The following is a 26,180-nucleotide window of genomic DNA, read 5'->3' as shown; positions in this document are numbered from 1 at the left end:
TCCCCTTCGCAACTAGGCCTGGAGCAAGGCTACCCCTTCACGTCCTCGAAGCGGACCCTCTCCAGGAACGTGAGCTGCGCCTTCTTGTGCCCCAGATCGATCTCCGGCCCCAGGGTGAACCCCTCCCGCCGAAGACGGGAGATCATCCGATCGTTGCGGATGTCCGGTTCGGCGATGATCCGCCGCCGGTCGGGTTCGGCGAAGAGGTGACGCAGCAGAGCCGGGAAGACCGCACTGGTCAGATGCGGCAGCGAACGGTCCGAGGCGTCGATCAGCAGGTGCAGGCCGAAGTCCCCGGGCAGCACGTCGTAACACTCCCCCACCGGATCCTGTGACGGCTCGTAGGTCTGGAAAACCCCGATCGGCCCGTCGTCGAGCAGCAGCAGGTAGGCGTGGTGGCTGTCGAGCCCGTCGACGAACCCGTAGATCTCCTCGACGTCGGCGACGGTGTGCTCCCCCATCCCCCAGAACCGGTTGCGCTCCTTGATCACCCAGGAGTGCACGACCGGGGCGTGCGCGGCCGGGTCGAGCCGGATCATGGTGAGTTCACCGAGCCCGGGCAGTTTCTCCGAGAAGACGATCACGGGTTCCTCCGTCAAAAGTTCCCAGTCGGTGACCAGCGGGGTGAGGTCTCCGGTGGCCCAGAGCGGCAGCTGGTCCAGGAAGTGCGGCGACGCCGGGTCGTCCGAGGCGCCGAACGGGACGACCCACCGGCTGCGGCGCCGGTCGGTGAGATCCCAGACGTAGCGGGCGACCGGCCCGCGCCAGCACAGGTCGCTGACGCCGGGGATGCTCGACGTGTTGAGCACGCACCGGGCCGAGCCGCCGAGTTCGATCCGGGGCACGTCGGCGTCCAGACCGGGCAGGAGCAGCGGGTGGAGCAGGTGGCGCTCGCCCCACGGCGTGTCCGGGGCGTCGTCCAGCGACGCCAGTGTCCCGGGGTCGACGCCCAGTCCGGCGAGGACGCCGTCGAGGGCGATGCCGATCCGGGCGCGCGGGTCGACCCATGGGGTGAAGAGCGGGTCGTGGCCGGACGGGGCGAAGAGCGGCGCGAGGGCGGGCAGGTCGCAGGCGGCCCGGGCGACGGCCGACCGCCAGGCGGTCCAGCGTCCGGCCTCGGCCGAATCGGCCGGCAGCGCGGTGTCCATGTGGATCTTCTCGTGCGCCACTCCGGCGGAGAGCAACTCGCGGATCCGGCGGGCCCGGGCGGGCGGGTCGAAGGCGTTGCCGTACGCCTCGGTGTCCGGCCGCCGGTCGTTGGCGTTGACCGCGGTCTCGACCGGGGCGCGGAACATCGGCGCCCACTCGGGTTCCCAGGCGTGCCGTGGTTCCCAGGCGGGCACCGGGACGAGCCGGTTGCGGTCGTCGCGCACCGGCACCCGGCCGGCGGTGAGTTGCAGGGCCCGGCCGGTGGAGTCGGCGGTGAGGACGCTGTTGACCGGTTCGACCCAGCGGGACAGGGCGTCGGCGACGTCGTCCACGGTGGACGCGTGCAGCAGCGGCAACAGGGCGTCGAATCCGAGATCAAAAGCGGACCGCGCGGGGGTACGCAGACTCAGGTGCCCATCGATGACCGGTCCGCGGGCCGTCTCCATGACATCGACCACGACCGGGTCGTCATCGCGTACGAGAATCGTCTCCTGATGGGTGACCACCGGCTCCCAGCCGGTCGCGCCGCGGGCCTGCACTCCGGCCTCGGTCTCGCGCAGTTCCTCGATGTAGAGGTCCTGGTAGTCGGCCATCGCGTTGGTGATGGCCCAGGCCACCGACCCGGCGTGGCCGAAGTGCTGCACCCCCGGGACGCCGGGGAAGGTGAGCCCGGCCACGTCGAAGTCCGGGCAGGCGAGGCGGACCTGCTGGTAGACGCCGGGGAGTTCGAGGAGGCGGTGCGGGTCACCGGCGATCTCCCCCGGGATCGTCCAGGAGTTGCTGCCGGAGCCGCCGGGCCCTTCGAGCGCGAACCAGGCCAGGGCGTCCGGGCCGAGGGTCCGCTCGACGTGCGCCCGCCACATCTTGTTGCCCAGGGTGCCGAAGAGGATGTGCTGCACCTGAAAGACGCCGAGCGACGACCACGGCTGCCACTCGACGCCTCCGGCGCGAACACCGTCGGCATAGGCCTCCAGCCACCGGCGGGTCGCGATGTCCAGATCGGCGAATGACCGCCGGGCCGTGTCGTCCAGTCGCACCCGCCGGGCGAAGCGGTCCCAGCCCACCTCGGCGGCCCCGGCGACGGACGCGAGGCGCCCCTCGGAGCGGAGGCGTTCCACGGTGAGCTGGCGGCCCCGATCAGTCGCGGTCACCCGTCCCTGGAGCCAGGCCAGGTCGAGGACCGAGCCGGCTCGCAGGTGCGGGATGCCGAAGGAGTCGCGGTAGACCCTCATGCCGCGATCGGGTTCTCCAGCTCGCCCGCGAAGATCAGCGAGCCGGCCTGGTCGGTGAGGTCGACCATCTGGAGCGTGTTGCGCAGCTGAAGCCGGTTGAGGCAGGAGTGCGCGAAGGTGGGCCGCAGCAGGTCGAGCCGTCCGGTCAGCTCCGGGTGGTCCTTGGCGTGCTCGCGGACGCAGTCGCCGGCGAGCGCCCAGAACTCGTCGGCGCCGAGGACACCGTCGGTGTCGAGGATGCCGGCGAGGTGCCGCAGGAAGCCGTCGAAGACGTCGGTGAAGAGCGCCAGTTCCTTGATCTCGTCGGTGACGTCGATCCGGATCCGCTCGACCTCGGCCGGCAGCGGCTGGTCGTTCATGACCGCCACCTCCTCGCCGATGTCCTTCATGAACACCCGGGTGGGCACGTGGTTCTCCAGCACGAGGATCAGGTTCTCGCCGTGCGGCATGAACGCCAGGTCGTGCTTGAGCAGGCAGTGCACGATCGGCCGGAGGTAGGCGCGCAGGTAGGTCGCGACCCACCCGGCGGGCGTGACACCGGACTCGCGGATCAGGGCGGCGGCCAGCGAGTTCCCGTCGCGGTCGCGGTGCAGGAGGCTGGCCATGGTGGCGAGCCGTTCGCCCGCACGGATGCGCGTGACGGGGCTTTCGCGCCAGAGGGCGGCGAGCATCTTGGTGTACGCGCTGGGCGTCCCGGTCCGGTGATAGGCGTCCCCGGTGTACCCGATCGACGCCAGCTCGCGCAGCACCTGGAAGCCGCAGGCCCGCAGTTCCCCGTCACCCTCCACGACCGACGCGACCCAGTCGTTGATCGGCGGCGTGGCCTGCATGTACTTCGGTGACAGCCCGCGCAGGAAGCCCATGTTCTGCACGGCGATCGCGGTCTTCACGTAGTGACGCTCGGGCCGGTCGGTGTTGAAGAACGTCCGGATCGACTGCTGTGCCCGATAACGATCAGGTCCGGCGTCGAGCGGGACGATCGCCCGGCGGGCCACGTCGGCGGCGAAGGTGACGGTGACCTTGTGCTCCCACTGCCACGGGTGCACCGGCAGGTAGCGGTAGTCGGCCGGGTCCAGGCCGTGCCCTCGCAGCTGGCGCTCGAAGTGTGTCTTCAGGGACCCGATCTCCGCCTCGTAGAAGGCCGGCTCGTTCCCCTCGTACACGAAGATGCTCTCGCTCTTGAGGATCGCCACCCACCGCAACCGGACCGCCTGCCCGGCCTCCGGCGCATAGGCCTCGTGGTCGGCGAGTCCGTAACCGATCCGCCCGTTGTTGGCCACGAATCCGGGGTGTCCCTCGGTCATCGCCGCCTCGATCGTCTGGAAGCTCGCGTGCACCAGGTCCTCGGCGGTCTCCCGGCGGTGCGCGTACTTCCAGGCGGTGCCGGCCAGCGTCGCCGAGATCTCCTCCAGGTAGGTCCCGAGCAGCTTCTCCGGGATGCCGAGGGTCTCGCGCAGGCCGGCGATGAAGTCGAGCGCGTCGAGCGGCCCGTCGAGCGACTCCGGGTCGATCACCCAGTGTTCGAGCGGGTAGCGCCGGGCGGTGAAGGTGTTCGCGCCGAACTCGTACCGGTCGTCACCGAGCGCGACCGGCGTGATCAGACGCTCGTGGCTGAACTCGGCCAGGGCCTTGGCGATCAGCCGGCGGTGGGCGAAGGCGATGGCCTCCGGCCGCAGGTGGGGGACGCTCATGGCGTACGCCGTCCGCGTGCAGAAGCTGAGCCGGCCGGTCTTGCCGTGCAGTGGCACGTCACGTTCCGCGACGAAGCCGACCTCGGCGTTCTTGCGCTGGATCGCGTCGTTGCGGACGTCCGGCTCGACGACGACCCGTTCGACGCGGGAGTCGGCGAAGCAGTGGTCCATGACGGCCCGCATCACCGCGGAGGTGACCCCGGAGCGCTTGCGGGTCGGCGGGGCGACCAGCACGTGCATGCCGATGTCGCCCTGGCGCACCTCGTAGTGCGGCGCCAGCTCGCTGTGCGCCGGGTCGTAGGTCTCGGCGAGGAAGAGCGGGGTGTCGTCCTCGTCGAGGCCGAGCCACACGTCGTAGTGCGGATTGTCCAGAAAGCCCTGGTACTCCTCGCGCACCCGGTCCACCGAGGCGCCCTGGAGGCCCCAGTAGTGCGACCGCGGATGGGTCACCCAGGAGTGCAGAAGATCAAGATCACGAGCAAGGTCGAGGGGTACGAGTCTCACTGTTTCACCAACTGTCGGGGGATGTCGGCCTTCGGGGCGCCGAACTGCTGGAACGCGATCGACTCCTCGACCCGGTAGACCTCCCGGCCGGTGATCGCCTTGAGGATCACACTGTTGCGGTAGGGCCCCATGCCGAGGTCGGGGTCGGTCACGCTGTGCGTGTGCTCGGCGGCGTTCTGGACGAACACCTCGTCGCCGGCCTTGTCGACGGCGTAGTCCACGGTCACGTCGAAACGGCCGCGGGCGTCCCAGTTGATCCGGTCGCGGATCGGGTCCAGGAAGGACGGGACCCGCGGGGCGTACCCGGTGGCGAGGATCAGGCCCTGGGTGCTCGCGGTGAACGAACGGCCCTCCTCCTGGTGCTCGAGCGCCAGCGTGTACCGCTCGCCGTCCCAGATGACGCCGTCCAGTGCGGTGCCGGTGAGCAGCGTCGTCGGCACCGGGCCGGTCAGGCTCTTGGCGTAGAGCGCCTCGTAGATCGCGTCGACCAGATCGCCGCTGATCCCCTTGTAGAGGTTGCGCTGCTCGCGGCCGAGCCGGTCACGGACGTCCATCGGCAGCGCCTGGTGGTAGCGGATGTAGTCTGGGGAGGTCATCTCCAGGGTCAGCTTCGTGTACTCCATCGGGAAGTACCGCGGCGACCGGGTGATCCAGCTCAGGTGGTAGCCGTGCGTCTCGATCTCGTTGAGCAGGTCGAGGTAGATCTCGGCGGCGCTCTGCCCGCTGCCGATGATCGTGATCGAGTCCATGCCCTGGAGCCGCTCCCGGTTGGGCAGGTAGTCGGCGCTGTGCACGAACGGTCCCTGGTCGACGGCGGCCGGGATCCGCGGCTCGGTGCCGATGCCGAGCACCAGCCGGCGGGCCCGGAAGGTCTCGCCGCCGGTGTGCACGAGGTAGGCCTCGCCGTCGTGGGTGACGGTCTCGACCCGGGTGTTCCACCGGATCGACGTCAGCTGGCGGGCCGCCCACTTGCAGTACTCGTTGTACTCGGCGCGCAGCGGGAAGAAGCTCTCCCGGATGTAGAACGGGTAGAGCCGGCCCACCTGCTTGAGGTAGTTGAGGAACGAGAAACGACTGGTCGGGTCGGCCATGGTGACCAGATCGGCGAGGAACGGGACCTGGATCGTGACGCCGTCGAGCATGAGCCCCGGGTGCCAGTCGAACTCGGCCCGCTGCTCCAGGAAGATGCCGTCGACGTCGTCCAGGTCCTCGGTCAGCGCGGCCAGGCCGAGGTTGAACGGGCCGACGCCGATCGCCGCGAAGTCGTAGGTGCGCGTCATGCCATCACCGCCGCGGCCTCGTCGCGCTCACCGGTCATCTCCCGCCCGATCCCGCGGATCAGGTCCAGCACGTCGCGCAGGTTGTCCATCGTGGTGTTCGGGTTGAGCAGGGTGAACTTGAGCCAGTAGTGGCCGCCGACGGTGGTACCGGCGACGATCGCCCGGCCTCCGTAGAAGAGCCGCTGCCGCAGTTTCGGCATCAGCTCGTCGCACTCGGCGATCGCCGTGCCGGCCGGGCGGTAGCGGAACAGCACGGTGCTCAGCGTCGGCGCGGCCAGCGCCTCGAAGTCCGCGTCGTCACCGATCAGCCGGTGGGCGTCGTGCGCGCGGTCGACGACGGCGTCGAACATGTCGCCGATCTGCTCGGCGCCCATGGTCCGCAGCGTCATCCACAGTTTCAGCGCGTCGAAGCGCCGGGTGGTCTGCAGGCTCTTGTCGACCTGGTTCGGCACGGCGGCGGTGCGCGGGTTCAGGTAGTCGGCGTGCACCGCGATCCGGCGCATCGTCTCGCCCCGGCGCACCACGATGGCGCTGGAGCTGACCGGCTGGAAGTAGCTCTTGTGGAAGTCCACGGTGACCGAGTCGGCGCGCTCGATGCCGTCCAGCAGGTGCCGGCGCCGGGTGGAGACGAGCAGGCCGCAGCCGTACGCCGCGTCGACGTGGAACCAGATGCCCTGGCTCTCGCAGACCGCGGCGATCTCGGCGACCGGGTCGATGCGGCCCAGGTCGGTGGTGCCGGCGGTGGCGACCACGGCCATCGGGACGCCCCCGTCGCGGCGCACGCCCTCGATCGCGGCGGCCAGCGCGGCGGTGTCCATCTTCCCGGTGCCGTCGGTGGCGACGCCGACCACCGCGTCGGCGGCCATGCCGAGGATCCCGGCGGACTTGCTGACGCTGAAGTGGCTCTCGGTGGTCGCGAAGATCCGCAGCCGCGGGATCGCGCTCCGATCACCGAGGGAGGCGAGTGTCTCCTCCCGGGCCAGCAGCAGCGCCTGCAGGTTGGACTGGGTCCCGCCGCTGGTGAAGATGCCGTCGGCGCCCGGACCGAAGCCGATCCGGCCGGCCGTCCAGTCGATCAGGCGGCGCTCGATGAGGGTGCCCGCGGTGCTCTGGTCCCAGGTGTCCACCGACGAGTTGACCGCCGAGATCAGCACCTCGGCGCTGAGCGCGGGGATGGCGACCGGGCAGTTCAGGTGGGCGACGTAGGTGGGCTCGTGGAACCAGACGGCGTTGTCCAGGTAGAGCCGGGCGACTTCGTGCAGCGCCGCGCCGGTGTCACCGAGGGGCCGGTCCAGATCGACGCCGTCGACCTGGTCCTGCAGATCGGCGACGGCTGCGCCGGAGTACGGCTGCCGCACTGCCTTCACCCTGTCGGCCAGCAGTGCCGACGCGTGCCACACACCGGACGTGTAACTGTCCAACGTGGAGCCGGAAAACAGATACGGGGACTCGGACCGCTCCAACGGAGGCCTCCAATAAGGTAAACCTTACCTAACTCAGGGGAGGCTAACCGGCCGGTAGGCCGAAGGGAACTTGGACCGGGTCACCCGGAGTGCCGCGGACCACTCCCGAGCCCCCGCGAAATGGGCGCGACCTGCAATTGCATGCTCAACGAAACATTCATCGGAGCCGAGGTGACAAGTGCCACATACTGAACGAAGCCCACTCTAGACAGAGTGGGCTTCGTCGATGAGGAAGATCAGAAGGCGGTCAGTGTGATCCCGGCCGCGCGCGGATCTCCGTCGTGCACCAGCGACTCCTGGGCCTGCACGTCGTCGAAGGCGAAGGCGTAGGCCCGGCCGTCGGCCATGTTGGCGTGGATGGCCTTGGCGTAGGGGTTCGCGGGCCCACCGGTGTAGAAGTCGGCGGCCGTCCCGCCCGGCTGGGTGTCGATCCGCCCGAGGGTGGTCCGCCACAGCGCCGCGCACAGCGTCCGGGCGATCGGTCCGACCACCTGGTCGTTCGGTGCGCCGAGAGCACCGTCACAGCCCCACACGTTCGCGGTCGACGGCTTCGTGAACGACGCCACGGTCCGGCCACTCGTGTCGGTGAAGTTCATGACGTTCCCCGAGGTCCGGCCGGTGTACTTCACCTCCGGACGGTCCCCGAACGGGACGACGGTGAGATTCTTCGAGGTGTACGCGTTCCACGCGCTCGTGATGTACGAGTCGAGGTAGGTGGCGCTCATCAGCCCGGCGTCGGCCGCCTTGCCCGGGGCGAGGACCCGCAGCACCGTGCCGTCGGACCGGGTGACCACGCTCTTCGCGAAGTCCGGGTTCGCCTTCACCGCGTCGATGACCTTCTGCCGGCCGTTCGCCACCAGGTCACCGGTCTTCGTGGTGACACCGTTGCCGCCGAGCACCGAGACGCCGTGCGGGACCGCGAACATGTCCACCTGCGAGCTGTTCAGGAACAGGCCCGAGCCGTTCAGGGTGAATTCGCTCCAGTCGAAGAGGATGTCCCGGTTCGGGTCGCCGCCCGCCCACGGGGCCGGCTGGACCAGGCCGTCGGTGGTGAGCCGGAAGTCCAGCTTCTTCCCGAACGAGAAGTAGATCCGGCCGGAGATGTTCTTCAGCACCTTGATCGTGGTGCTCTGCCCGTTCGCCGGGCCCGGGATCGAGACGTCCGGCGCCGGCACCGGCACCGTCCCGCCACCGGTCCACGGAGTGAACGCGCCGTTCGCGTTCACCGAGCCGAGCTTGCCGGTCTCCAGGTTGACGCCCAGCACATAGAGGAAGACCTGGTCGTTACGCCCGGTCCGGTTGGTCACCGTGACCGGCAGCGTGCTGCCGGCCGGCGGGACGGTCGGCGCCTTCGTCGTCGGGGCCGTCGTCGGCGCGGTCGTCGCGGGAGTGGCCGGCGCGGTGGTCGGCGCCTTCGTCGTCGGGACCACCGTCGGCACGGTCGTCGCCGGGGTCGTCGGGACCGTGGCGCCACTGCCGCACGGCGCGCCGTTGAGCTTGCAGTTGACCGGCTGCCCGCCGGTGCCGACGAATCCGAACGTCACACTCGCGCCCACCGGAACCGAACCGTTCCAGGCACGGTTGGTGAATGTGCGGTGACTGCCGGAAGCCGTCATGTCGACCTCCCAGAAACTGCCGACCGAACCGCCCGCGGGCAGATCGAATTCGACTTTCCAGGACGTCAGCGCGGACGTTCCGCCGTTGGTGATGGTGACCTCGTCCTGCCAGCCCGAGCCCCAGTCGGACACCGTACGCAGGGTGGCGGTGGCTGAGGCGGCCGAGGCGGGCAGGGCGATCCAGGCAGTGGTGAGCGCGGCGACCGTCGCCACAGTGGCGAGAATCAGGCTCCGTTTACGGCGCATGGGGGTGCGGCCTCTCCGAGAGTTGGCGGTCCGGGACGGCCGCCATTGTTACTCGCGAGAAACCGCTCTCACAGAGCCTTTAATGCTCCTTTAAGGTCAATTTGCCAGACGTTCTCGCCGTGCCCCGATAACAGTTTTTTCGAGCGTGTGACCTGCGGTCCCCCGGAGGCCACACGCTCGACCGGTCACGGGCGGGAGAGACGGACGGCGTTCCAGGAGACGCGGGGCAGGGTGATCGTGGCGGTGCCGGCGTCCAGGGTGACGGCGCCGGACGGGCGCAACGTGACCCGCTCCGGGTCCTCCTTGGAGTTGTAGGCGTAGACGTCGTCGTCGGTCAGGGTCCAGGACTCGGCGACGGTCAGGTCCGCACCGAAGGCGGTCAGGTCCACGGCGAACTCGACCGGGTTCTCGACGTCACGGTTCACGGCGAAGACCGTCACGTCACCGGTGGCCGGGTCGTGGGTGGCGACCGCGTCGACCAGCGGGGCCGTGCCGTACTTGGCCGTGTCGTAGGACGGCGCGTCGATGTGCAGGCGCAGCACGTCACCCTTGGCCAGGGCCGCGGTCTTGGCGAACGGGTGGAAGATGGTCTGCTTCCAGGCCGGCCCGCCGGGCTCGGTCATGATCGGCGCGATCACGTTCACCAGCTGCGCCTGGCAGGCCGCGGTGACCCGGTCGCTGTGCCGCAGCAGCGAGATCAGCAGGTTGCCGACCACGACCGCGTCGGCCACGTTGTAGCGGTCCTCGATGACCGGCGGGGCGACCTTCCACTCCTCGGGCAGCGGGGCGTTCTGGAAGCGGGACAGGTACCAGACGTTCCACTCGTCGAACGACAGGTTGATCTTCTTGGTGCTCTTCAGCCGGGCGCCGACCGCGTCCGCCGTGGCCACGATGCTGTTGACGAAGAAGTCCATGTCGACAGCGGACGCCAGGAACGATCCCAGGTCGCCGTCGTGCTCCTCGTAGTAGGCGTGGCAGGACACGTAGTCGACCACGTCGTACGCGTGCTCCAGCACCGTCGACTCCCACGTGCCGAACGTCGGCATCGAGCTGGACGAACTGCCGCAGGCGACCAGTTCCAGGTCGGGTTCGGCCGAGCGGAGCGCCCGCGCCGTGCTGGCCGCCAGGAGCCCGTACTCCTCGGGGGTCTTGTGCCCGGTCTGCCAGGGACCGTCGAGTTCGTTGCCCAGGCACCAGAGCTTGATGCCGTAGGGCTTCTCCGCGCCGTTGGCGCGCCGCTGCTCGGAGAGCGCGGTCCCCTCCGGGTGGTTGACGTACTCGTGGACGTCGAGCGCCTCCTGCACGCCGCGGGTGCCGAGGTTGACCGCGTACATGATCTCGACGTCGGCCTTCTCCGCCCACTTGGCGAACTCGTCGATCCCGACCTCGTTCGTCTCGATGCTTCGCCAGGCCAGGTCACGCCGGCGGGGGCGCTGCTCGCGCGGGCCGACGCCGTCCTCCCAGCGATAGCCGGAGACGAAGTTGCCACCGGGGTAGCGGATCATGCTGACGCCCAGCTCACGGGCGAGCGCCAGCACGTCGGTACGGAACCCGTCCTCGTCGGCGAGAGGGTGGCCCGGCTCGTAGATGCCGGTGTAGACGCAGCGGCCCATGTGCTCGACGAACGAGCCGAAGGTGCGGCGGCTGACGGGCGCCACGACGGCAGCCGGATTCAATGCGACACGCGCACGGAGCATGGTTGTTCCCTTTACACAGAAAGAAGAGGAGATGCGCGGGTTACTTGACGGAGCCGAGAGTCAGGCCGCCGCGCCAGTACCGCTGCAACATCAGGAAGGCCGCGATCAGGGGGACGATCGCGATCAGGGCGCCGGTCACGATCACGTTGAACGTGGCGCCCCCGCTGTTGCCCATGATCGCGGACATGTACCAGGCCCGCAGGCCGACCGTGAGCGGGTAGAGCTGGTCGTCGCTCAGCATCACCAGGGGCAGGAAGAAGTTGTTCCAGGACGCGACCATGCTGAACAGCAGGACGGTGACCAGGGCCGGCTTCATCGCGGGCAGGGCCACGCTGGTGAACACCCGCACCTCGCCGGCGCCGTCGATCCGGGCCGCCTCCAGCATCTCCTCCGGGACCGAGTCGGCCACGTAGACCCGCAGCAGGTACACGCCGAACGGGTTGAGCAGCGAGGGCAGGATCACCGCCCAGACCGTGTCGACCAGGTTCGCCTGCGACATCAGCAGGTAGGTCGGCAGCACCAGGGCGGTCGCCGGCACCATGATCAGCCCGAGGAGCAGTGCGAACAGGGCGTTGCGGCCCGGGAAGCGCAGCTTCGCGAAGGCGTAACCGGCCAGCGCCGAGATGACCGTCGATCCGACGCCGCTGACCACCGCGTAGAACGCCGAGTTGCGCAGCCAGGTGACGTAGACCCCGTTGTCCTGTTCGAACAGCACCTTCAGGTTGTCGATCAGGTGGAAGTCGGAGAACCAGAGCGAGGCCGACTGGAAGAGCCCCTCGTTGTTCTTGGTCGCCGCCACCAGCAGCCACCAGAACGGCAACAGGAAGTAGATCGCCATCAGGCCCATGACGACGTGAGCGGCGACGCTGCCTTTCTTGAGGTTCATTGCAGCGCGCTCCGTTTCCGGGTGGCGAAGAGGAAGATGTACGACCCGACGAAGACCACCGCGCCGAGCAGGAACGAGATCGCGGCCGAGTAGTTGTACTGCTGGAACGAGAACGCCTGCTGGTACGCGTAGATGTTGGGCGTGTAGTGCGTGGTGATCGCGCCCGGGTTGAGGGGCTGCAGGATCAGCGGCTCGGTGAAGAACTGCAGCGTGCCCATGATGGTGAACAGGGTCGCCAGGACCAGCGCGGAGCTGATCATCGGCGTCTTGATCCGCAGGGCGATCTGCACCTCGCTCGCACCGTCGATGCGGGCCGACTCGTAGGTCTCCCGGGGCAGGCCCTGCAGCGCCGCGTACAGGACGATCATGTTGTAGCCGGCCCACTGCCAGGTGACGATGTTGCCGAGCGACGCCAGCACGGTGCCGGTGGAGGTGAAGTCGATGCCGGTCCAGGCGAACGGGCCGACGCTGTCGCTGTACAGGAAGCCCCACATCAGCGTGCCGATGACCACCGGCACGGCGTAGGGGACGAAGGCCGCCAGCCGGAAGAACCGGGAGAACCGGGAGGTCGCGGCGTCGATCAGCAGGGCCGCGACCAGCGCGATCCCGATCATCACCGGGGTCTGCAGCAGACCGAAGATCAGGACCCGGACCACGCCCTCACGGACCAGTGGGTCGTCGATCGCCTGCTTGTAGTTGTCGAACCAGGCGAAGACCTCCCCCTCGATGAGGGTGGAGCGGTACAGGCTGATCTTGAAGGCGTACGCCATCGGGAGCAGCAGGAACGCGATCAGGAGCACCGCGAACGGCAGGACGAAGAACCAGCCGGTGGCCGCCTCCTTCACCCGCGCCGCCCGCCGGGAGCCGGTTCCGGCCGAGGGGCCCGCGGCCGCCGGAGCGGCCGCGGGGGAAGTCTGGACCTCGGTCATTACTGAACCTTGAAGCCCTGCTGGGTGGCGTAGGTCTTGATGTTCTCCTGCGAGGCGTCCAGCGCCGCCGTCCAGGAGGTCTTCTTCTCGATCGCCTGGCCCAGGTTGGTGGTCAGCTGGTTGAAGTTGTAGCTGTTGAACGGGCTCCAGTCGAGCTCACCGATCGCGCTGTAGGCCGGCACGAAGACCTCGTTGACCTTCTGGCCGCCGAAGAAGTCGTAGGTCTTGCCGGTGAAGGCGTCCGACTCCAGGACGGGGGTGACGGTCGGGAAGAGGAACGCCTTGTCGATGCCGATCTTCCAGGCCTCGGTGTTCTTGGCGCCGAAGATCTCGATGGCGACCTTGGCCGCGATGTCCGGGTACTGGGCCTGGTCGGTCACCGCGAACGAGGAGCCGCCCCAGTCGCCCTGGGCGTTGGCGCCGGCGGTCCACTGCGGCAGCGGGGCGACCTTCCACTTGCCGGCCGCACCACCGGCGTTGGCCTGGATGTAACCGGGGCCCCAGCCGGCCGCGAGGTAGGTGGCGTACTTCTCCGAGCCGAGACCGTTGTAGAAGTCGGTGGTGTGGAAGGCGGTCGTGTCGGCCAGGCCGTTGTTGACCATGCCCTCCCAGTACTCGAAGACCTTCTTGGCCTCGGCGCTGTTGACGTTCACGCCGATGCTGCTCGGGTTCGCGATGTCGTAGGTGTACGGCTTGGCGCCGGCCTGCCAGAACAGACCGGTCATGAAGCCACCGTCGTTGGCGCCGAAGTCGGTCATGAAGCTCTTGCCACCGGAGGCGGCCTTCAGCTTCTCGGCCTGCGCCTTGTACTCGTCCCAGGTGGTCGGGACGGTCAGGTTGTACTTCTTGAAGATGTCGTCGCGGTACATCATCGCCATCGGGCCGGCGTCGACCGGGATCGCGTAGACCTGGTCACCGGAGCTGACCTGGCTCCAGGCCCAGCCGGCGTAGTCGCCCTTGACGTCGTTCGCGCCGTACTTGCCCAGGTCGACCAGGTGCTTGGTGAGCGCGAAGGTGGGGATCTCCTGCAGCTCCAGCATCACCACGTCGGGCGCGCCCTTGCCGGCCTTCAGCGCGGTCTGCAGCTTGGTGTACTGGTCCTGGCCGGTGCCCGCGTTCGTCCACTCGATCTTGACGTCGGTGTGGGTCGCGTTGAACTGGTCGACGACCGCCTTGAACTCCGGGTACCAGGCCCACACCTTGACGGTGACCGTGCCGGTGGGCTTCTCGGCCGGCTTGTCGTCGCCGCCGCCGCTGCAACCGGTCAACGCGAGGGCCGTGGCCGCGACCGCCGCCACAACTGATCGCCGACTGACTCTCCGTGCACTAAAGTTGCCGATGTTCACTGGGTCCTCACAGACGAGTAGATGCGTATCCAGTTGATCAAATCTGAGACCCGCGAGGGCTCAGAGAGCCGACCTCCGGTGCTGGCACACCGGGGGTCGGCCGTTAGGCCGGGCCTCGCACGACCGAACAGTCTTCACTGCTGGTCGGGCGATGTTGCTACGCTTTTGCAGCGCTGCAAAGCAAAGCATGCACGGCACCCCGAACGACGGCAAGGGGTAACCTGCCGGAAACTTGGGGCGGTCAGAGGGGGCAAGAATGCGTCGAGAAGTCACTCTGCGTGACGTCGCGGAGTTGGCCGGCGTCTCCAGCCGAACCGTCTCCAACGTGGTCAACGGCTACGCCAACGTCACGGAACACACGAGAGAGCGCGTTCAGCGCGCGGTGGAACAACTCGGGTACCGGCCGAACGTCCTGGCCCGGAACCTCGCACAGGGCCGGTCCGGTCAGATCGCGGTCGTCGTGCCGTACCTGGACACCCCGTACTTCTCCGAGTTGTTGCAGAGCGTGATCCGCGCGGCGAGGGTCAGCGGCTATAACGTTTTGATCGACCAGACCGACGGCGACCCCGAGCACGAGCGGGCGTTCATCGCCCACGGCTCGCGCCGGCTGCTCTTCGACGGCGTCATCTTCAGCCCGCTCGGCCTCGACCAGCAGGCCCTCGCCGACCGGGACCGGGCGCTGCCCCTGGTGATCCTCGGCGAGCGGTCCAGCGACGGCAGCTTCGACCACATCGGCATCGACGACGTGGCCGCCTCCCGGCAGGCCACCGAGCACCTGCTCGACCTGGGCCGGCAGCGGGTCGCGGCGATCGGCGACCAGCCCTACGCCACCGGTGAGGCGGCGCAACGGCGCACCCGCGGCTTCCGCGAGGCCCACGCCGCCCGCGGGATCGCCGTCCGGGACGATCTGATCATCAGCACGCCCCGGTTCAACCGGCCGGACGGCGCCAGCGCGATGGCCCACCTGCTCGACCTGCCCGAGCCACCGGACGCCGTCTTCTGTTACTCCGACCTGGTCGCGCTCGGCGCCATCCGGACCATCGTCTCCCGCGGGTTGCGGGTCCCCGAGGACGTCGCGGTGATCGGTTACGACGACATCGAGGACGGGCGTTTCTCCAACCCCACGGTCACCACGATCTCCCCCGACAAGGAGATGATCGCGACGACCGCGGTGGAGAGGTTGCTGCTGCGCATCGGCAGTGCGACCCCTCCGGACGGCCTGGAGGTACGAGCTCCGCACCGCCTGATCATCCGGGAGAGCACTACTGGAAGAGTTTCGCCGCGGTGATCAGGGTCTGGATGACTCCATAGCCCAGAAGTACGACCACCAGCCCCCAGGACAGCACGAGCCTCATCGGGCGACCTCCTCTTCCTTGGCGGTGACCGGTTCGTGGTGGTGCTCGGGCACCGGGCGGATCAGCAGGTTCGCCACGAAACCGACGGCCAGGACACCGACCATGGTGAACAGCGCCGGACGGTAGGCGTCCGCGGTCAGCGTGCCCGGTTTGCCCTGCGCGTCGAGGAACCCGTTGATGATCAGCGGACCGGCCACCCCGGCGGCCGACCAGGCGGTCAGCAACCGGCCGTGGATGGCACCCACCTGGAACGACCCGAACAGGTCCCGCAGGTAGGCCGGCACGGTCGCGAACCCGCCGCCGTAGAACGAAAGGATCACCCCGGCCAGCAGCACGAACAGCGCTGTCGCGAGGTGACCGGCGACGGCCAGCGACGCGTACAACACCATGCCGCCGCCCAGGTAGAGCATGTAGATGGGCCGGCGCCCGATCAGGTCCGAGGTCGACGACCAGGCGAACCGGCCGGCCATGTTGAACAGCGACAGCAGGCCGACGAACCCGGCCGCGGCGGCGACCGTGACGGTCGAGACGCCGGCGCCGTCCCGGAAGAAGTCCTGGATCATCGGGCTGGCCTGCTCCAGGATGCCGATGCCGGCCGTCACGTTGCAGAACAGCACGATCCAGAGCAGCCAGAACGAGCGGGTCCGGATCGCGTTCGCGGCGGAGACGTGTGCCGTGGTGACCAGCGGCTTCTCCCGCACGGTCGCCGGGTCCCAGCCGGCCGGGCGCCAGCCCGCACGCGGCACCCGGATGTTGAAGACCCCGAACATCATGATCACGAAGTACGCGACACCGAGGGTCAGGAACAGGGCGGTCAACGCATCCCCGTCGGCGACCGAGGTGGCCACCGCCGGGTCGTAGCCGTCGTCGTAGAACGACATCAGCTGCCGTGACGCCGGCCCGGCGATCATCGCGCCGCCACCGAACCCCATGATCGCCAGCCCGGTGGCCAGGCCCGGCCGGTCCGGGAACCACTTGATCAGCGTGGACACCGGGGAGATGTAGCCGATGCCCAGGCCGATCCCGCCGAGCACGCCGTAACCGAGGTAGAGCAGCCACAGCTGGGTGGTCGCGATGCCGAGTGCCCCGACCAGGAAGCCGGACGCCCAGAAGACAGCGGACACGAACATCGCCTTGCGGGGACCGCCGCGCTCCACCCAGGTGCCGCCGACCGCGGCCGACAGGCCGAGCATGACGATCGCGATGCTGAACACGATCCCGATCGCCGTCTGACTGGTGCCGAAGTGCTGGACCAGCGAGTTCTTGTAGACGCTCGTGGCGTAGGCCTGACCGATGCAGAGGTGCACGGCCAGCGCCGCCGGCGGGATGAGCCAGCGACTGTACCCCTCCGGGGCGATGGAGTGTTCCCGGTCGAACACGGACAAGAGGGCCATCGCCGCACGATACCCATCGAGGTGAGTGAATTGAAAGGGTTACTTCGCGTTCACAGTGAAACCATTCACTTCGCCGATTCCCTCCGGAGCGACCGGGTAGGACGCGCCCCGGAGGGTGTGCTCGTCCTGCCACGCGAGCGAGATCCCCAACGCGGTCTTCGGCGAGCCCGGCTCGACCTCGAACTCAGCGAGCCGGCGGCCGGTCACCACCTCGATCAGGGCGACCCGGCTCTCCAGCCGACCGCCGGCACCCTCCCGCTGGTAGGCGACCGCGAGCACCGCCCTCTCCGGTGTGCCGCTCGGGGAGAGCCGCAGGTCGGACACCGCGACGCATCCCGATCCGGTGAGGGGCAGCTCGGCGACCAGCCGGCCGGTGGAGACGTCGTGGACACGCGGCACACACTCGTCCTGCATCCGGGTCACCGCCAGCCAGCCGCCCTGCATGTCGGAGAGCCGCAGGTCGCCGAAGACCGGGGTGAGGCCCAGCCGGGTGCCGCCGACGACGGTCTCCTCCCGGCCGGTGGCCAGGTCGTGCATGACCAGCCCGGCCGGCCGCCACAGGTAGGCCGTGGTCCCGTGGGCGGTCACCAGGGCCACCGACTCGCCCTGCCGGCGCACGTCGCGCTGGACCCGGATCCGGCCGTCCGGACCGGTCACCACCAGCCGGAACTCCAGCCCGGTCACGTTCGGGCCGTCGGTGCGCTCCCTCCCCGGCGTCAGGTCGTGCGAGCCGAACGCCACCTGTGCCCCGTCCGGCAGCAGCACCAGACGTTCCCAGTTGCGGGAGCCGACGACCTCGTGCCCGGTGATCGTGCCGTCCGGGAGCAGTTCGCCGATCCGCTTCCCGCCGCCGAGCTCGATCGTCCCGCCACCGGGAACCCGGTAGGTGCCGACGCCGTCGTCCAGGATCAGCGGCTGGGCCGGCTTCGCGACCACCGGCACCGCGCTCGCCGACACCCCCGGCGCCGGGGCACTGGTCCCCGCGGCGGGCAGGGGCGACGGGGGTTGCCGCCACTGCCCGCCGCCCACCGCGGCACCGGCGGCCACCATCGCCACCGCCGTCGGAGAGGTCGAGCAGCACGCGGCAGGTGATCACGGCCCGCTGCGGCTCGGGCAGCTTGGCCAGCGCGTCCCGGGCGACCGCGACCTCCGGCGGCCGCAGATGCGGGTGTGCGGAGTCGTCGGCCGGTGGTCGTTCCCGGCGGACCTTGCGCCACCACGAGGTGGCCCAGTTCAGGCCGACCCGGAAGACCCAGCCGGCCGGGTTGTCCAACCGGCTGACCGTGGACCAGCGCGCGTAGGCACGGGACATCGCCTCGGCCACCGCCTCGGCGGCCAGGTCGTCCCGGCGCAGGGTGACCGCGAGCGCGCGGTGGACCCGGTCGGCGTTGGCCCGGTAGAAGGCCTCGAAGCCGTCATGCTCCGAGGCCACCGGATCCGCGCCGAGCATCGTTGTCGAGACCGCCATGCCCGGTACACGCGGCAGGCCGGTGATCGGTTCCCGGTCAGTCGGAGGAATTCTCGTCAGGGGCCTCCAGGCCCGCCTTCTCGTCGCGGGCGGCCCACTCCAGCAGGGTCTCCAGCGAGTACGCCTCGTCGTCGATGGCGGCGTGCAGGTCACCGAGACGGGCGAAGCGCTCGGGCACCGTACGAATGGTGAAGTCCCTGGGGTCCAGATCGTGAATCTCATCCCAGGTGACCGGGGTGGAGACGGTGGCCCCGGGGACGCCGCGCACCGAGTAGGCGCTGGCTATCGTGTGGTCCCGCGCGTTCTGGTTGTAGTCGATGAACAGCGCGGACGGGTCGCGGTCGCGGCGCCACCAGGCGGTCGTCACGTCCTCGGGGGCGCGCCGCTCGACCTCGCGGGCGAAGGCGAGCGCGGCACGCCGCACCTCGGAGAAACCCCAGTCGGGACGGATCCGCACGTACACGTGCAGGCCCCTGCCACCGGAGGTCTTCGGGTAACCGGTCATGCCGAGCTCGCCGAGGACCTCCCGGACGACCGGGACCACCCGCTGGACCGTGCCGAACGGGCAGTCCGGCATCGGGTCCAGGTCGATCCGCCACTCGTCGGGGCGCTCGGTGTCGGCACGGCGCGAGTTCCACGGATGGAACTCCACGGTGGACATCTGCACGGCCCAGATCACGTCGGCCGGTTTCGTCACGCACAGCTCGTCGGCGTGCCGGTGGTAGCGCGGGAACGTCACCCGCACCGTCTCCAGCCACGGCGGAGCACCGTTGGGCACCCGTTTCTGATGCACCTTCTCGCCGGACAGGCCGGACGGGAACCGGTGCAGCATGCAGGGTCGCTCGCGCAGCGCGCGGACGATCCCGTCACTCACCGCCAGGTAGTACTCGACCAGGTCGAGCTTCGTGGCACCGAGCTCCGGGAAGTAGACGCGGTCCGGGTTGGAGACCCGGACCTCGTAGTCGCCGACTTCGACGGTCGTGGCTTGAGCGGCCATGCCGTCGAACCTAGCCCAACCAGGCGTCGTCCATGTCCCGAAGCAGCGTGTCACCCGAGTCGAGCAGGTCCAGCATCGGCCCGATCCGGGGCAGCTCGTGAGTCACGAAGTACCGGGCGGCCAGGCGTTTTCCGTCGTAGAAGGCGCCCTCTTTGCCCTCGGCGGCGAGCAGTTGCTCCAGCCAGAGCCAGGCGATCACCAGGTGGCCGGCGGCGTCCAGATATGCCGTGGCGTTGACCAGCGCCGTCGACGGATCGGCCCACAGCTTGGCGGTGGTCGCGGCGAGCCGGTCGGCGGCTTCGGTGACGGGGACGCCCAGCTCGGGAGTCCGTGCGGCGGTGGCCCGGATCCGGTCGAGCAGCAGCCCCAGCCCGGCGCCGCCCTTCTGCGTGACCTTGCGGCCGAGCAGGTCGAGGGCCTGGATGCCGTCGGTGCCCTCGTGGATCGAATTGAGGCGGTTGTCCCGGTAGAACTGCTCCACCGGATACTCCCGGGTGTAGCCGTAGCCGCCGTGGACCTGGATGGCGTGGTCGTCGGCGAGGCGGCACCACTGCGACGGCCAGGCCTTCACGATCGGCGTCAGCGTGTCCAGCAGCAGGTCGTTCTCCGCCGAGGGCTCGTCCAGCAGCTTCGCCGCATAGAGGACGAGAGCGAGACCCCCTTCGACGTACGACTTGGAGGCGAGCAGCATGCGGCGGACGTCGGGGTGCTCGACGATCGGGACCGGAGGCGCCGTGGGGTCCTTGTCACCGATCGGCCGGCCCTGCTGACGCTCCCGGGCGTAGGCCAGCGCGTGCAGGTAGCCCGTGTAGCCGAGGGCGACAGCGCCGGAACCGACGCCGATCCGCGCCTCGTTCATCATGTGGAACATGTACTGCAGGCCGCGGCCCTCCTCGCCGACCAGCTCACCGGCCGCGTCGTCGAAGGCCAGCACCGTGTTGGTGGTGCCGCGGTAGCCCATCTTGTGGTTGAGACCGGCCAGCACGACGCCGTTGCGCTCGCCGGTCTCCAGGCTCTTCTTCGGCACGATGAACAGCGACAGGCCCTTGACCCCGGCCGGCGCTCCGGCGACCCGGGCCAGGACGAGGTGGATGATGTTCTCGCTCAGCTCGTGGTCGCCACCGGAGATCCACATCTTGCCGCCGTTGATCCGGTAGGTGCCGTCGTCCTGCCGGACCGCCCTGGTCGCCACGTCGCTCAGCGAGGACCCGGCCTGCGGTTCGGAGAGGCACATGGTGCCGGTGAAGCGGCCCTCCAGCATCGGGTGGACGTAACGCCGGATCTGGTCCTCGGTGCCGTGCGTCAGGAGCAGGTGGGCGTTGCCGGAGGTGAGCATCGCGTACGCCGAGGTGCCGGTGTTGGCGGCCTGGAACCAGAGGAAACAGGCGCGCTGGAGCACGTGCGGCAGCTGCAGGCCACCGTGCTCGGCGTCCATGCCGGCCGCGATCAGGCCGGACTCGGCGAACACCGTCAGAGCCCGGCCGACCTCCGGGATGATCGTCACCCGCTCGCCGTCGAAGGTCGGCTCGTTCAGATCGCCGGTGCGGTTGTGCGGGGCGAAGTCACGCTCGGCGATCTGCTGGGACACGTCCAGGAAGGCGTCGAACGTCTCCCGGGAGTGCTCGGCGAACCGCTCCCGGGCGGTCAGCGCCTCGGCGTCGAGCCATTCGTAGAGCAGGAAGTCGAGATCCCGCCGGGAGAACACCTTGGACACCGCGGTCACCACCGTTTCGGTCGGAACTTAATGCACCTTGCGTGCACGAAGTTTAGTCCGCCGCACGGTGCCGGCCCACCCTGACGGTCACCCCTTCCGGAATCCGGGTGGAGTGCTTGATCTCGTACATGGCGTGGTCGGCGGCGCGCAGGGCCTCGTCCGGGTCGGTCGCGGCCGGGGCCAGGTGCACCCCGACGCTCGCGCCGATGCCGATCTCGTGCCCGTCGATCCGGAACGGCAGCTCCAGGACGTACCGTACGCGGCCCGCCATCGAGATCGCGTCGTCGGGCGCCACCGTGCCGGGCATCAGGATGACGAACTCGTCACCACCCACCCGGGACAGCACGTCCTCGGTACGCACGCAGGCGCTGAGCCGGTCGGCCACCTGGCGCAGGAGCTCGTCACCGACCTCGTGCCCGTGCCGGTCGTTGACCGGCTTGAACCCGTTCAGGTCGACGAAGAGCACGGCCACCGCGTCGGCCCGCAACGTCGAGTTGAGCTTGTCCTGCATCCGCCGGCGGTTCGGCAGGCCGGTCAGCGGGTCGTGCTGGGCCTCGTGCTCCAGCCGCTCCTGGAACGCCCGGTTCTCCGAGATGTCCCGGGCGTTGATGACCACGCCGTTCAGCGACGGGTTGGCCATCTGGTTGGAGGCGGTGAAGTCGAACCAGCGGAACTGGCCGTCGGCGGTCCGGACCCGGCACTGCAGGCGCATCACCCCGTCCGGGTCGGCGAGCAGCGCGCCCAGCTTCTCCCGCATCTGTGGCTGGTCCTCGTGGTGGACCACGTCGAAGACGCTGTGCCCGGCCAGGGAACCGGCCTTGAAGCCGAGGATGGAGGTGGTGCTCGGGCTGCTGAAGATGATCCGGCCGCCGCCGTCGAGCACCGACACCAGGTCCGGGGCGTGCTGGAAGAGCGCCTGGAACCGCTCGTCGGCACGGCGCCGGGTGATCTGGGTCCGGTAGCCGAGCAGGGTGATGCCCACGACTCCGATCACGAGCATCGCGAGCAGGGTCAGGTTGAGCGTCTGGCTGCGGTTGTAGATGACACCGTCGAAGGACGCCTTGGTCTGGGTCCGGATGTAGTACCAGCCGCTGTGATCGATGTCGATCACCACGGCGATCATCTTCTCCTCGCCCTCGACGTACTCGACGAACGCCGAGGTCCCGCTCCGGTTCTGCAGGATCGCCGAGTTGACGGTGGTGCCGAGCACCTCGTCCAGGCTGGCCGCGCCGACCCGGCCGTTGGTGTCGACGATCGTCGTGCGGTGGTAGTCGCTCTTCAGCTCCCGCATGTAACCCTGCAGGGAGGTGGACGAGATGTGGTTCAGCCCGACCAGGTAACCGGCCATGACACCGTCGCGCTTGTACGGCACGGCCACCGCGGCCACGTAGGAGTCGGGTTTGGCGGCGTCACCGCCGGCCACCTGCATGACGCTGGAGAAGCCGTAGTCGTCGGTGGTGGCGTCGGTGGCCGCCGCGGTGTCGAGTTGCGCCCACATCTGCTGCCAGCCCGCGTCGTCGGTGGCCGGCAGCGCCGAGTCACCGCTCACCAGCAGGACGTTCCGATTCACATCGGTGATCATCAGTCCGTACTGGAAGGTGTTGGTCTTCTTCGCCGCGGTGGCGAGCGCCGCCTTCGCCTGGACCGGTGTAAGGCCCTGACCCGTGGAGGCGAGCAGTGCGCCGATCTTGCCCAGCTCGACCGTGGAGTAGTACTGGAGCTGACCGGTGAGCTCAGCGTTGTTGTCGCCGAGCGCGGTGGTGTCGGTCCGGTGCACCCTCTCCACCGCCTGAACGGTCGAGCGGTTCACCAGGATGCCGGCGACACCGGCCCCGGCCAGCAATAACACACTGACCAGCACCGCGATCCAGTTACGCAGCCGCATTGAGTTCCTCCTCACCGCATGTCATCGGCAGGAGAGGCCCGGAGTGAATGAACCCTGGGCAATAAACCAGGGAATACCCCGAGGGAAATGAGGCGGCGCTCGGCGGGATCGACCACGATGATGGAGAAGCAACGCATCGGGTCGATGTCGTGACACCCGGTGTGGGACCCGGCCCGACGAAACGGAGCACCGGATGCTCAGAAAGGTCGTTGCGTCCCCGCCCGGGTGGTCGGCGGCGCTCCGCTCCCGGATTCCCTCTCCCCGGCGGCCTCTCGAGGAGGCCTCCCTCACCCGGCCGGCACCGCCGGCCCGCAGGCGGATCGTCCGGTCCAGCCTCAGCGTGACCGGCGTCGGCCTCGCCGCCGTCTTCTACTGTCTCTCGTTCACCCCGTCACTGCTGCCGCGAGCCTGGTTCCTCCAGGGTGTGGTCGCCGGCATCACCGCGTCGATGGGCTACGCGCTCGGTGCCGCCGTGGGTGCGCTCGCCCGGCGGCTGCACGGCCCGTTCCACCGCCGGACGGTTCTGATCGCCTGGGCCATGCTGGCGGCGGTCATCCCGGTGATGGTCGTGATCTTCCTCTGGCTCGGCACCCGCTGGCAGCGTGACCTGCGGGTTCGTCTGGGGATGCAGCCGGTCCCGGAGTACGACGTGGCCCGGACCGTCGGGGCCAGTCTGCTCACCTTCGGCATGCTGCTGCTGATCGCCCGGCTGCTGCGCCTGTCGACGTACGGGTGCGCGCTCCTGCTCCGGCGGGTCGTCCCGCAGCGCGCCGCCTACTGCGCCGGCACCCTGGTGGTGGCCGTCCTGGCGTACTCCGCCTTCGACAATCTGCTGATCGCCAACCTGTTCACCACCGTCGACCGCCTCGCCGCCGTGGAGAACAGCGGGACCGGCAACGGCGTCACCGTCCCGGCGTCCACCCTGCGCTCCGGCGGCCCGCGATCGCTCGTCGCGTGGGACTCGCTGGGCCGCCAGGGCCGGGCGTTCGTGGCCGGGACACCCAAGGTCGAGGAGCTGAGCACGTTCGCCGGACGCCCCGCACAGGAACCGATCCGGGTCTACGCCGGCCTCACCTCCGCGGAGACCCTCCACGAGCGGGCCGCGCTGGTGGTGAAGGAGATGGACCGGACCGGGGCGTTCGACCGGGCGGTGGTCGCCGTGATCACCCCGACCGGCACCGGCTGGATCGACAACCGGGTCCCCCGCTCCCTGGAGTACATGTACGCGGGGGACACCGCCCTGGTGTCCATGCAGTACTCGTATCTCCCGAGCTTCTTCGCCTTCATGGGCGACCGGTCCGAGGTGGCCGACGCGGCCGAGGCGCTGATCGGCGCGGTCCGGGCCCGGTGGGCCATGATGCCGGCCGGGACACGACCACGGCTGCTGCTGTTCGGCGAGAGCCTCGGGACGTACGGGATGGAGATGACCTTCGGCACGCCGGAGCGCCTGGTCGACGGGGCGGACGGGGCGCTGCTACTGGGGCCGACCTTCGCGAACCCGACACATCGGGCACTCACCCTCGGCCGGGCCCCGGGCAGCCCGATCTGGGACCCGACCTATCCGGATCTGCCGGTGGAGTTCGCCGACGACGCGGCTGAGCTGCGTGACCTGGCCGGCCCCCGGCCACGGGTGGTCTACCTGCAGAACGCGACCGATCCGGTGGTCTGGTGGAGCTGGGACCTGCTCTGGCAGAAACCACAGTGGCTGATCGGGCAGCGGGCGCCGGACGTCACCCCCGACATGCACTGGTACCCGGGCATCACGTTCTGGCAGATCAGCTGCGACATGGTCTTCTCCAACCAGGTGCCGACGGGGCACGGGCACTCGTACCGGTCGGAGACGGTCGACGGGTGGGCCGCTCTCGCACCGCCGCCGGGCTGGACGACGGCGGACAGCATCCGGCTGCGGGCACTGCTCGACGGCTGATGCCCGATCGGCCCGTTTGTTCGGCTGACCCGGAACGAGTGATGCCCGTCGACGCCCCTGCTCCGTTGAGAATCGAAGGTGGGGAGCGCCGAAAAGGGGGCCGGTGATGAGTGATGCACTGAGCGGGTACCGACGGTTGCCGGGACGCGAGCCCCGGCCGGTCACGCAGGGCCTGGTGGCCATCATCGCCGCGGTGCTGATCCTGGGGTGCGGCCTCCTGGCCGGGCGCCTCCTGGCCGACGAGGGCTCGACGCCGGCCCCGCTGCCGAGCCCATCGAGATCCATCCCGTGACACGGTAGGTTCCCCGGCATGACGTTGCATCGAAAACTGTCCATAGCAGTGCTCGCCCTCGTCGTGACCGCCGGCACCGGATTCACCCCGGGCCCCGGACTGTCCTGGCAGCTCACCGACACCGGCTCGACCGCACGGTTCCGCGGTCTGGCCCCGGTCAGCAAGACCGTCGCGTGGGCGGCCGGCTCCGCCGGGACAGTGCTGCGGACCGTCGACGGCGGGCGGACCTGGGCGTCGGTCGGCCCACCCGAGGCCGCCGGGCTCCAGTTCCGCGACATCGAGGCGTTCGACGCCCGGCACGCGGTGGCCCTGACCATCGGCAACGGCCCGGACTCCCGGATCTACTCCACCTCGGACGGTGGCGCCTCCTGGACCGAGACGTTCCGCAACGACGAGCCGGCCGCCTTCTACGACTGCCTGACCTTCCTCGACCGGCGGCACGGGCTGGCCCTGTCCGACCCGGTCGGCGGGAGGTTCCGGATCCTGGCCACCCGCGACGGCGGCCGGAGCTGGCAGGTGCGGCCCACCGGCGGCATGCCGGACGCGCTGCCCGGCGAGTTCGCCTTCGCGGCCAGCGGCACGTGTCTGGTCTCGGCCGGGCGGCACGCCTGGTTCGCCACCGGCGGCGACGCCACGGCCCGGGTCTTCGCGTCCAAGGACGGCGGATGGACCTGGTCGGTGACCGATTCACCGGTGCCGAGCGGCCCCAGCGCGGGCATCTATTCGCTGGCGTTCCGCGATCCGGCGCACGGCATCGCGGTCGGCGGCGACTACGCCGCGGAGACGTCCGCGCCGGACGGTTCGGCGGTCACCCGGGACAGCGGGCGGCACTGGACCGTGTCGAAGAAGGTGCCCGGCGAGTACCGGTCCGGGGTGGCGTGGTGGCGTGGGCGTACCGCGCTGGCCGTCGGCCCGACCGGCAGCGACGTCTCCTGGGACGGCGGCGTCACCTGGCGGCGTTTCGACACCGGGAGCTTCGACGCGGTGGAGTGCACCGGCGACGGCTCCTGCTGGGCCTCCGGCCGGGACGGCCGGATCGCGAGACTCAAGGCCTGAGCGAACGTGGCGTCCGGCCGGGACAACCGGATCGCGAGACCCAAGGCCTGAGC

Annotated in this window: 19 protein-coding genes and 1 pseudogene; 4 read left to right on the top strand and 16 right to left on the bottom strand. The window is 69.5% G+C overall.

Annotated features, from left to right (window positions below):
- Positions 1-29: 29 nt before the first annotated feature.
- The 10 genes and pseudogenes from ACFO0C_RS24770 to ACFO0C_RS24725 form a co-directional block, all read right to left on the bottom strand.
- Complete coding sequence (locus ACFO0C_RS24770; protein ID WP_378069149.1) at positions 30-581, bottom strand: GNAT family N-acetyltransferase; 552 nt, start codon at positions 579-581, stop codon at positions 30-32.
- 30 nt (positions 582-611) lie between these two features.
- Positions 612-2,381: pseudogene (locus ACFO0C_RS24765) on the bottom strand (penicillin acylase family protein); the annotation flags it as partial.
- A complete protein-coding gene (locus ACFO0C_RS24760) occupies positions 2,378-4,576 on the bottom strand; it encodes a GNAT family N-acetyltransferase (protein ID WP_378069030.1) in 2,199 nt (732 codons plus the stop codon). The pseudogene ACFO0C_RS24765 and the gene ACFO0C_RS24760, both read right to left, overlap by 4 nt.
- Positions 4,573-5,856, bottom strand: a complete 1,284-nt coding sequence (locus tag ACFO0C_RS24755; protein WP_378069029.1) for a lysine N(6)-hydroxylase/L-ornithine N(5)-oxygenase family protein — start codon at positions 5,854-5,856, stop codon at positions 4,573-4,575. Before ACFO0C_RS24755 ends, ACFO0C_RS24760 begins: the two co-directional genes overlap by 4 nt.
- Complete coding sequence (locus ACFO0C_RS24750; RefSeq protein ID WP_378069028.1) at positions 5,853-7,214, bottom strand: pyridoxal phosphate-dependent decarboxylase family protein; 1,362 nt, start codon at positions 7,212-7,214, stop codon at positions 5,853-5,855. Before ACFO0C_RS24750 ends, ACFO0C_RS24755 begins: the two co-directional genes overlap by 4 nt.
- A 341-nt stretch (positions 7,215-7,555) precedes the next feature.
- Complete coding sequence (locus ACFO0C_RS24745; protein ID WP_378069027.1) at positions 7,556-9,181, bottom strand: beta-1,3-glucanase family protein; 1,626 nt, start codon at positions 9,179-9,181, stop codon at positions 7,556-7,558.
- A 185-nt stretch (positions 9,182-9,366) separates the two neighbouring features.
- Positions 9,367-10,878 carry an arabinosylfuranosidase ArfA gene (gene arfA, locus ACFO0C_RS24740; protein WP_378069026.1) on the bottom strand — a complete coding sequence of 504 codons (1,512 nt, stop codon included), beginning with the start codon at positions 10,876-10,878 and terminating at the stop codon, positions 9,367-9,369.
- A 40-nt stretch (positions 10,879-10,918) separates the two neighbouring features.
- Positions 10,919-11,764, bottom strand: a complete 846-nt coding sequence (locus ACFO0C_RS24735; protein ID WP_378069025.1) for a carbohydrate ABC transporter permease — start codon at positions 11,762-11,764, stop codon at positions 10,919-10,921.
- Positions 11,761-12,693, bottom strand: coding sequence for a carbohydrate ABC transporter permease (locus tag ACFO0C_RS24730; protein WP_378069024.1), 933 nt, complete (start codon positions 12,691-12,693; stop codon positions 11,761-11,763). Before ACFO0C_RS24730 ends, ACFO0C_RS24735 begins: the two co-directional genes overlap by 4 nt.
- Positions 12,693-13,991 (bottom strand): ABC transporter substrate-binding protein, encoded by a 1,299-nt coding sequence (locus ACFO0C_RS24725; protein WP_378069023.1) that lies wholly within the window; start codon positions 13,989-13,991, stop codon positions 12,693-12,695. The genes ACFO0C_RS24730 and ACFO0C_RS24725 overlap by 1 nt, the downstream gene beginning before the upstream one ends.
- Before the next feature lie 304 nt (positions 13,992-14,295).
- Here ACFO0C_RS24725 and ACFO0C_RS24720 point away from each other — a divergent pair, with 304 nt between their 5' ends.
- Positions 14,296-15,327: a LacI family DNA-binding transcriptional regulator gene (locus ACFO0C_RS24720; protein ID WP_378069022.1), complete on the top strand. Its 1,032-nt coding sequence runs from the start codon at positions 14,296-14,298 to the stop codon at positions 15,325-15,327.
- Here the strand turns inward: ACFO0C_RS24720 and ACFO0C_RS49050 are convergent.
- From ACFO0C_RS49050 to ACFO0C_RS24695, 6 genes are all read right to left on the bottom strand, one after another.
- The gene (locus tag ACFO0C_RS49050) at positions 15,302-15,394 is read right to left on the bottom strand and encodes an MFS transporter small subunit (RefSeq protein ID WP_449191285.1); all 93 of its coding nucleotides are present in this window, start codon (positions 15,392-15,394) and stop codon (positions 15,302-15,304) included. The genes ACFO0C_RS24720 and ACFO0C_RS49050 overlap by 26 nt on opposite strands.
- Positions 15,391-16,788: an OFA family MFS transporter gene (locus ACFO0C_RS24715; RefSeq protein WP_378069021.1), complete on the bottom strand. Its 1,398-nt coding sequence runs from the start codon at positions 16,786-16,788 to the stop codon at positions 15,391-15,393. The genes ACFO0C_RS49050 and ACFO0C_RS24715 overlap by 4 nt, the downstream gene beginning before the upstream one ends.
- 39 nt (positions 16,789-16,827) lie before the next feature.
- Positions 16,828-17,838, bottom strand: coding sequence for a hypothetical protein (locus ACFO0C_RS24710; RefSeq protein ID WP_378069020.1), 1,011 nt, complete (start codon positions 17,836-17,838; stop codon positions 16,828-16,830).
- Positions 17,839-18,293: 455 nt separating this feature from the next.
- Positions 18,294-19,253 (bottom strand): non-homologous end-joining DNA ligase, encoded by a 960-nt coding sequence (gene ligD / locus ACFO0C_RS24705; RefSeq protein WP_378069019.1) that lies wholly within the window; start codon positions 19,251-19,253, stop codon positions 18,294-18,296.
- 10 nt (positions 19,254-19,263) lie between these two features.
- Positions 19,264-20,967 (bottom strand): acyl-CoA dehydrogenase, encoded by a 1,704-nt coding sequence (locus tag ACFO0C_RS24700; RefSeq protein WP_378069018.1) that lies wholly within the window; start codon positions 20,965-20,967, stop codon positions 19,264-19,266.
- A gap of 52 nt (positions 20,968-21,019) precedes the next feature.
- Positions 21,020-22,852, bottom strand: a complete 1,833-nt coding sequence (locus ACFO0C_RS24695; RefSeq protein WP_378069017.1) for a diguanylate cyclase domain-containing protein — start codon at positions 22,850-22,852, stop codon at positions 21,020-21,022.
- Between the two features lie 193 nt (positions 22,853-23,045).
- Here ACFO0C_RS24695 and ACFO0C_RS24690 point away from each other — a divergent pair, with 193 nt between their 5' ends.
- The 3 genes from ACFO0C_RS24690 to ACFO0C_RS24680 all read left to right on the top strand — a co-directional run bounded on the left by ACFO0C_RS24690 (position 23,046) and on the right by ACFO0C_RS24680 (position 26,127).
- Positions 23,046-24,779, top strand: a complete 1,734-nt coding sequence (locus ACFO0C_RS24690) for an alpha/beta hydrolase (RefSeq protein ID WP_378069016.1) — start codon at positions 23,046-23,048, stop codon at positions 24,777-24,779.
- Between the two features lie 106 nt (positions 24,780-24,885).
- A complete protein-coding gene (locus ACFO0C_RS24685; protein ID WP_378069015.1) occupies positions 24,886-25,071 on the top strand; it encodes a hypothetical protein in 186 nt (61 codons plus the stop codon).
- 18 nt (positions 25,072-25,089) lie between these two features.
- Positions 25,090-26,127: a WD40/YVTN/BNR-like repeat-containing protein gene (locus tag ACFO0C_RS24680; protein WP_378069014.1), complete on the top strand. Its 1,038-nt coding sequence runs from the start codon at positions 25,090-25,092 to the stop codon at positions 26,125-26,127.
- The last annotated feature ends 53 nt before the right edge of the window (positions 26,128-26,180 follow it).

It is taken from the genome of Actinoplanes subglobosus, assembly GCF_042650585.1.
Classification (GTDB): domain Bacteria; phylum Actinomycetota; class Actinomycetes; order Mycobacteriales; family Micromonosporaceae; genus Actinoplanes; species Actinoplanes subglobosus.
Note: the sequence above shows the minus strand (reverse complement) of the source record. Positions and strands in the feature narration are given on the sequence as shown.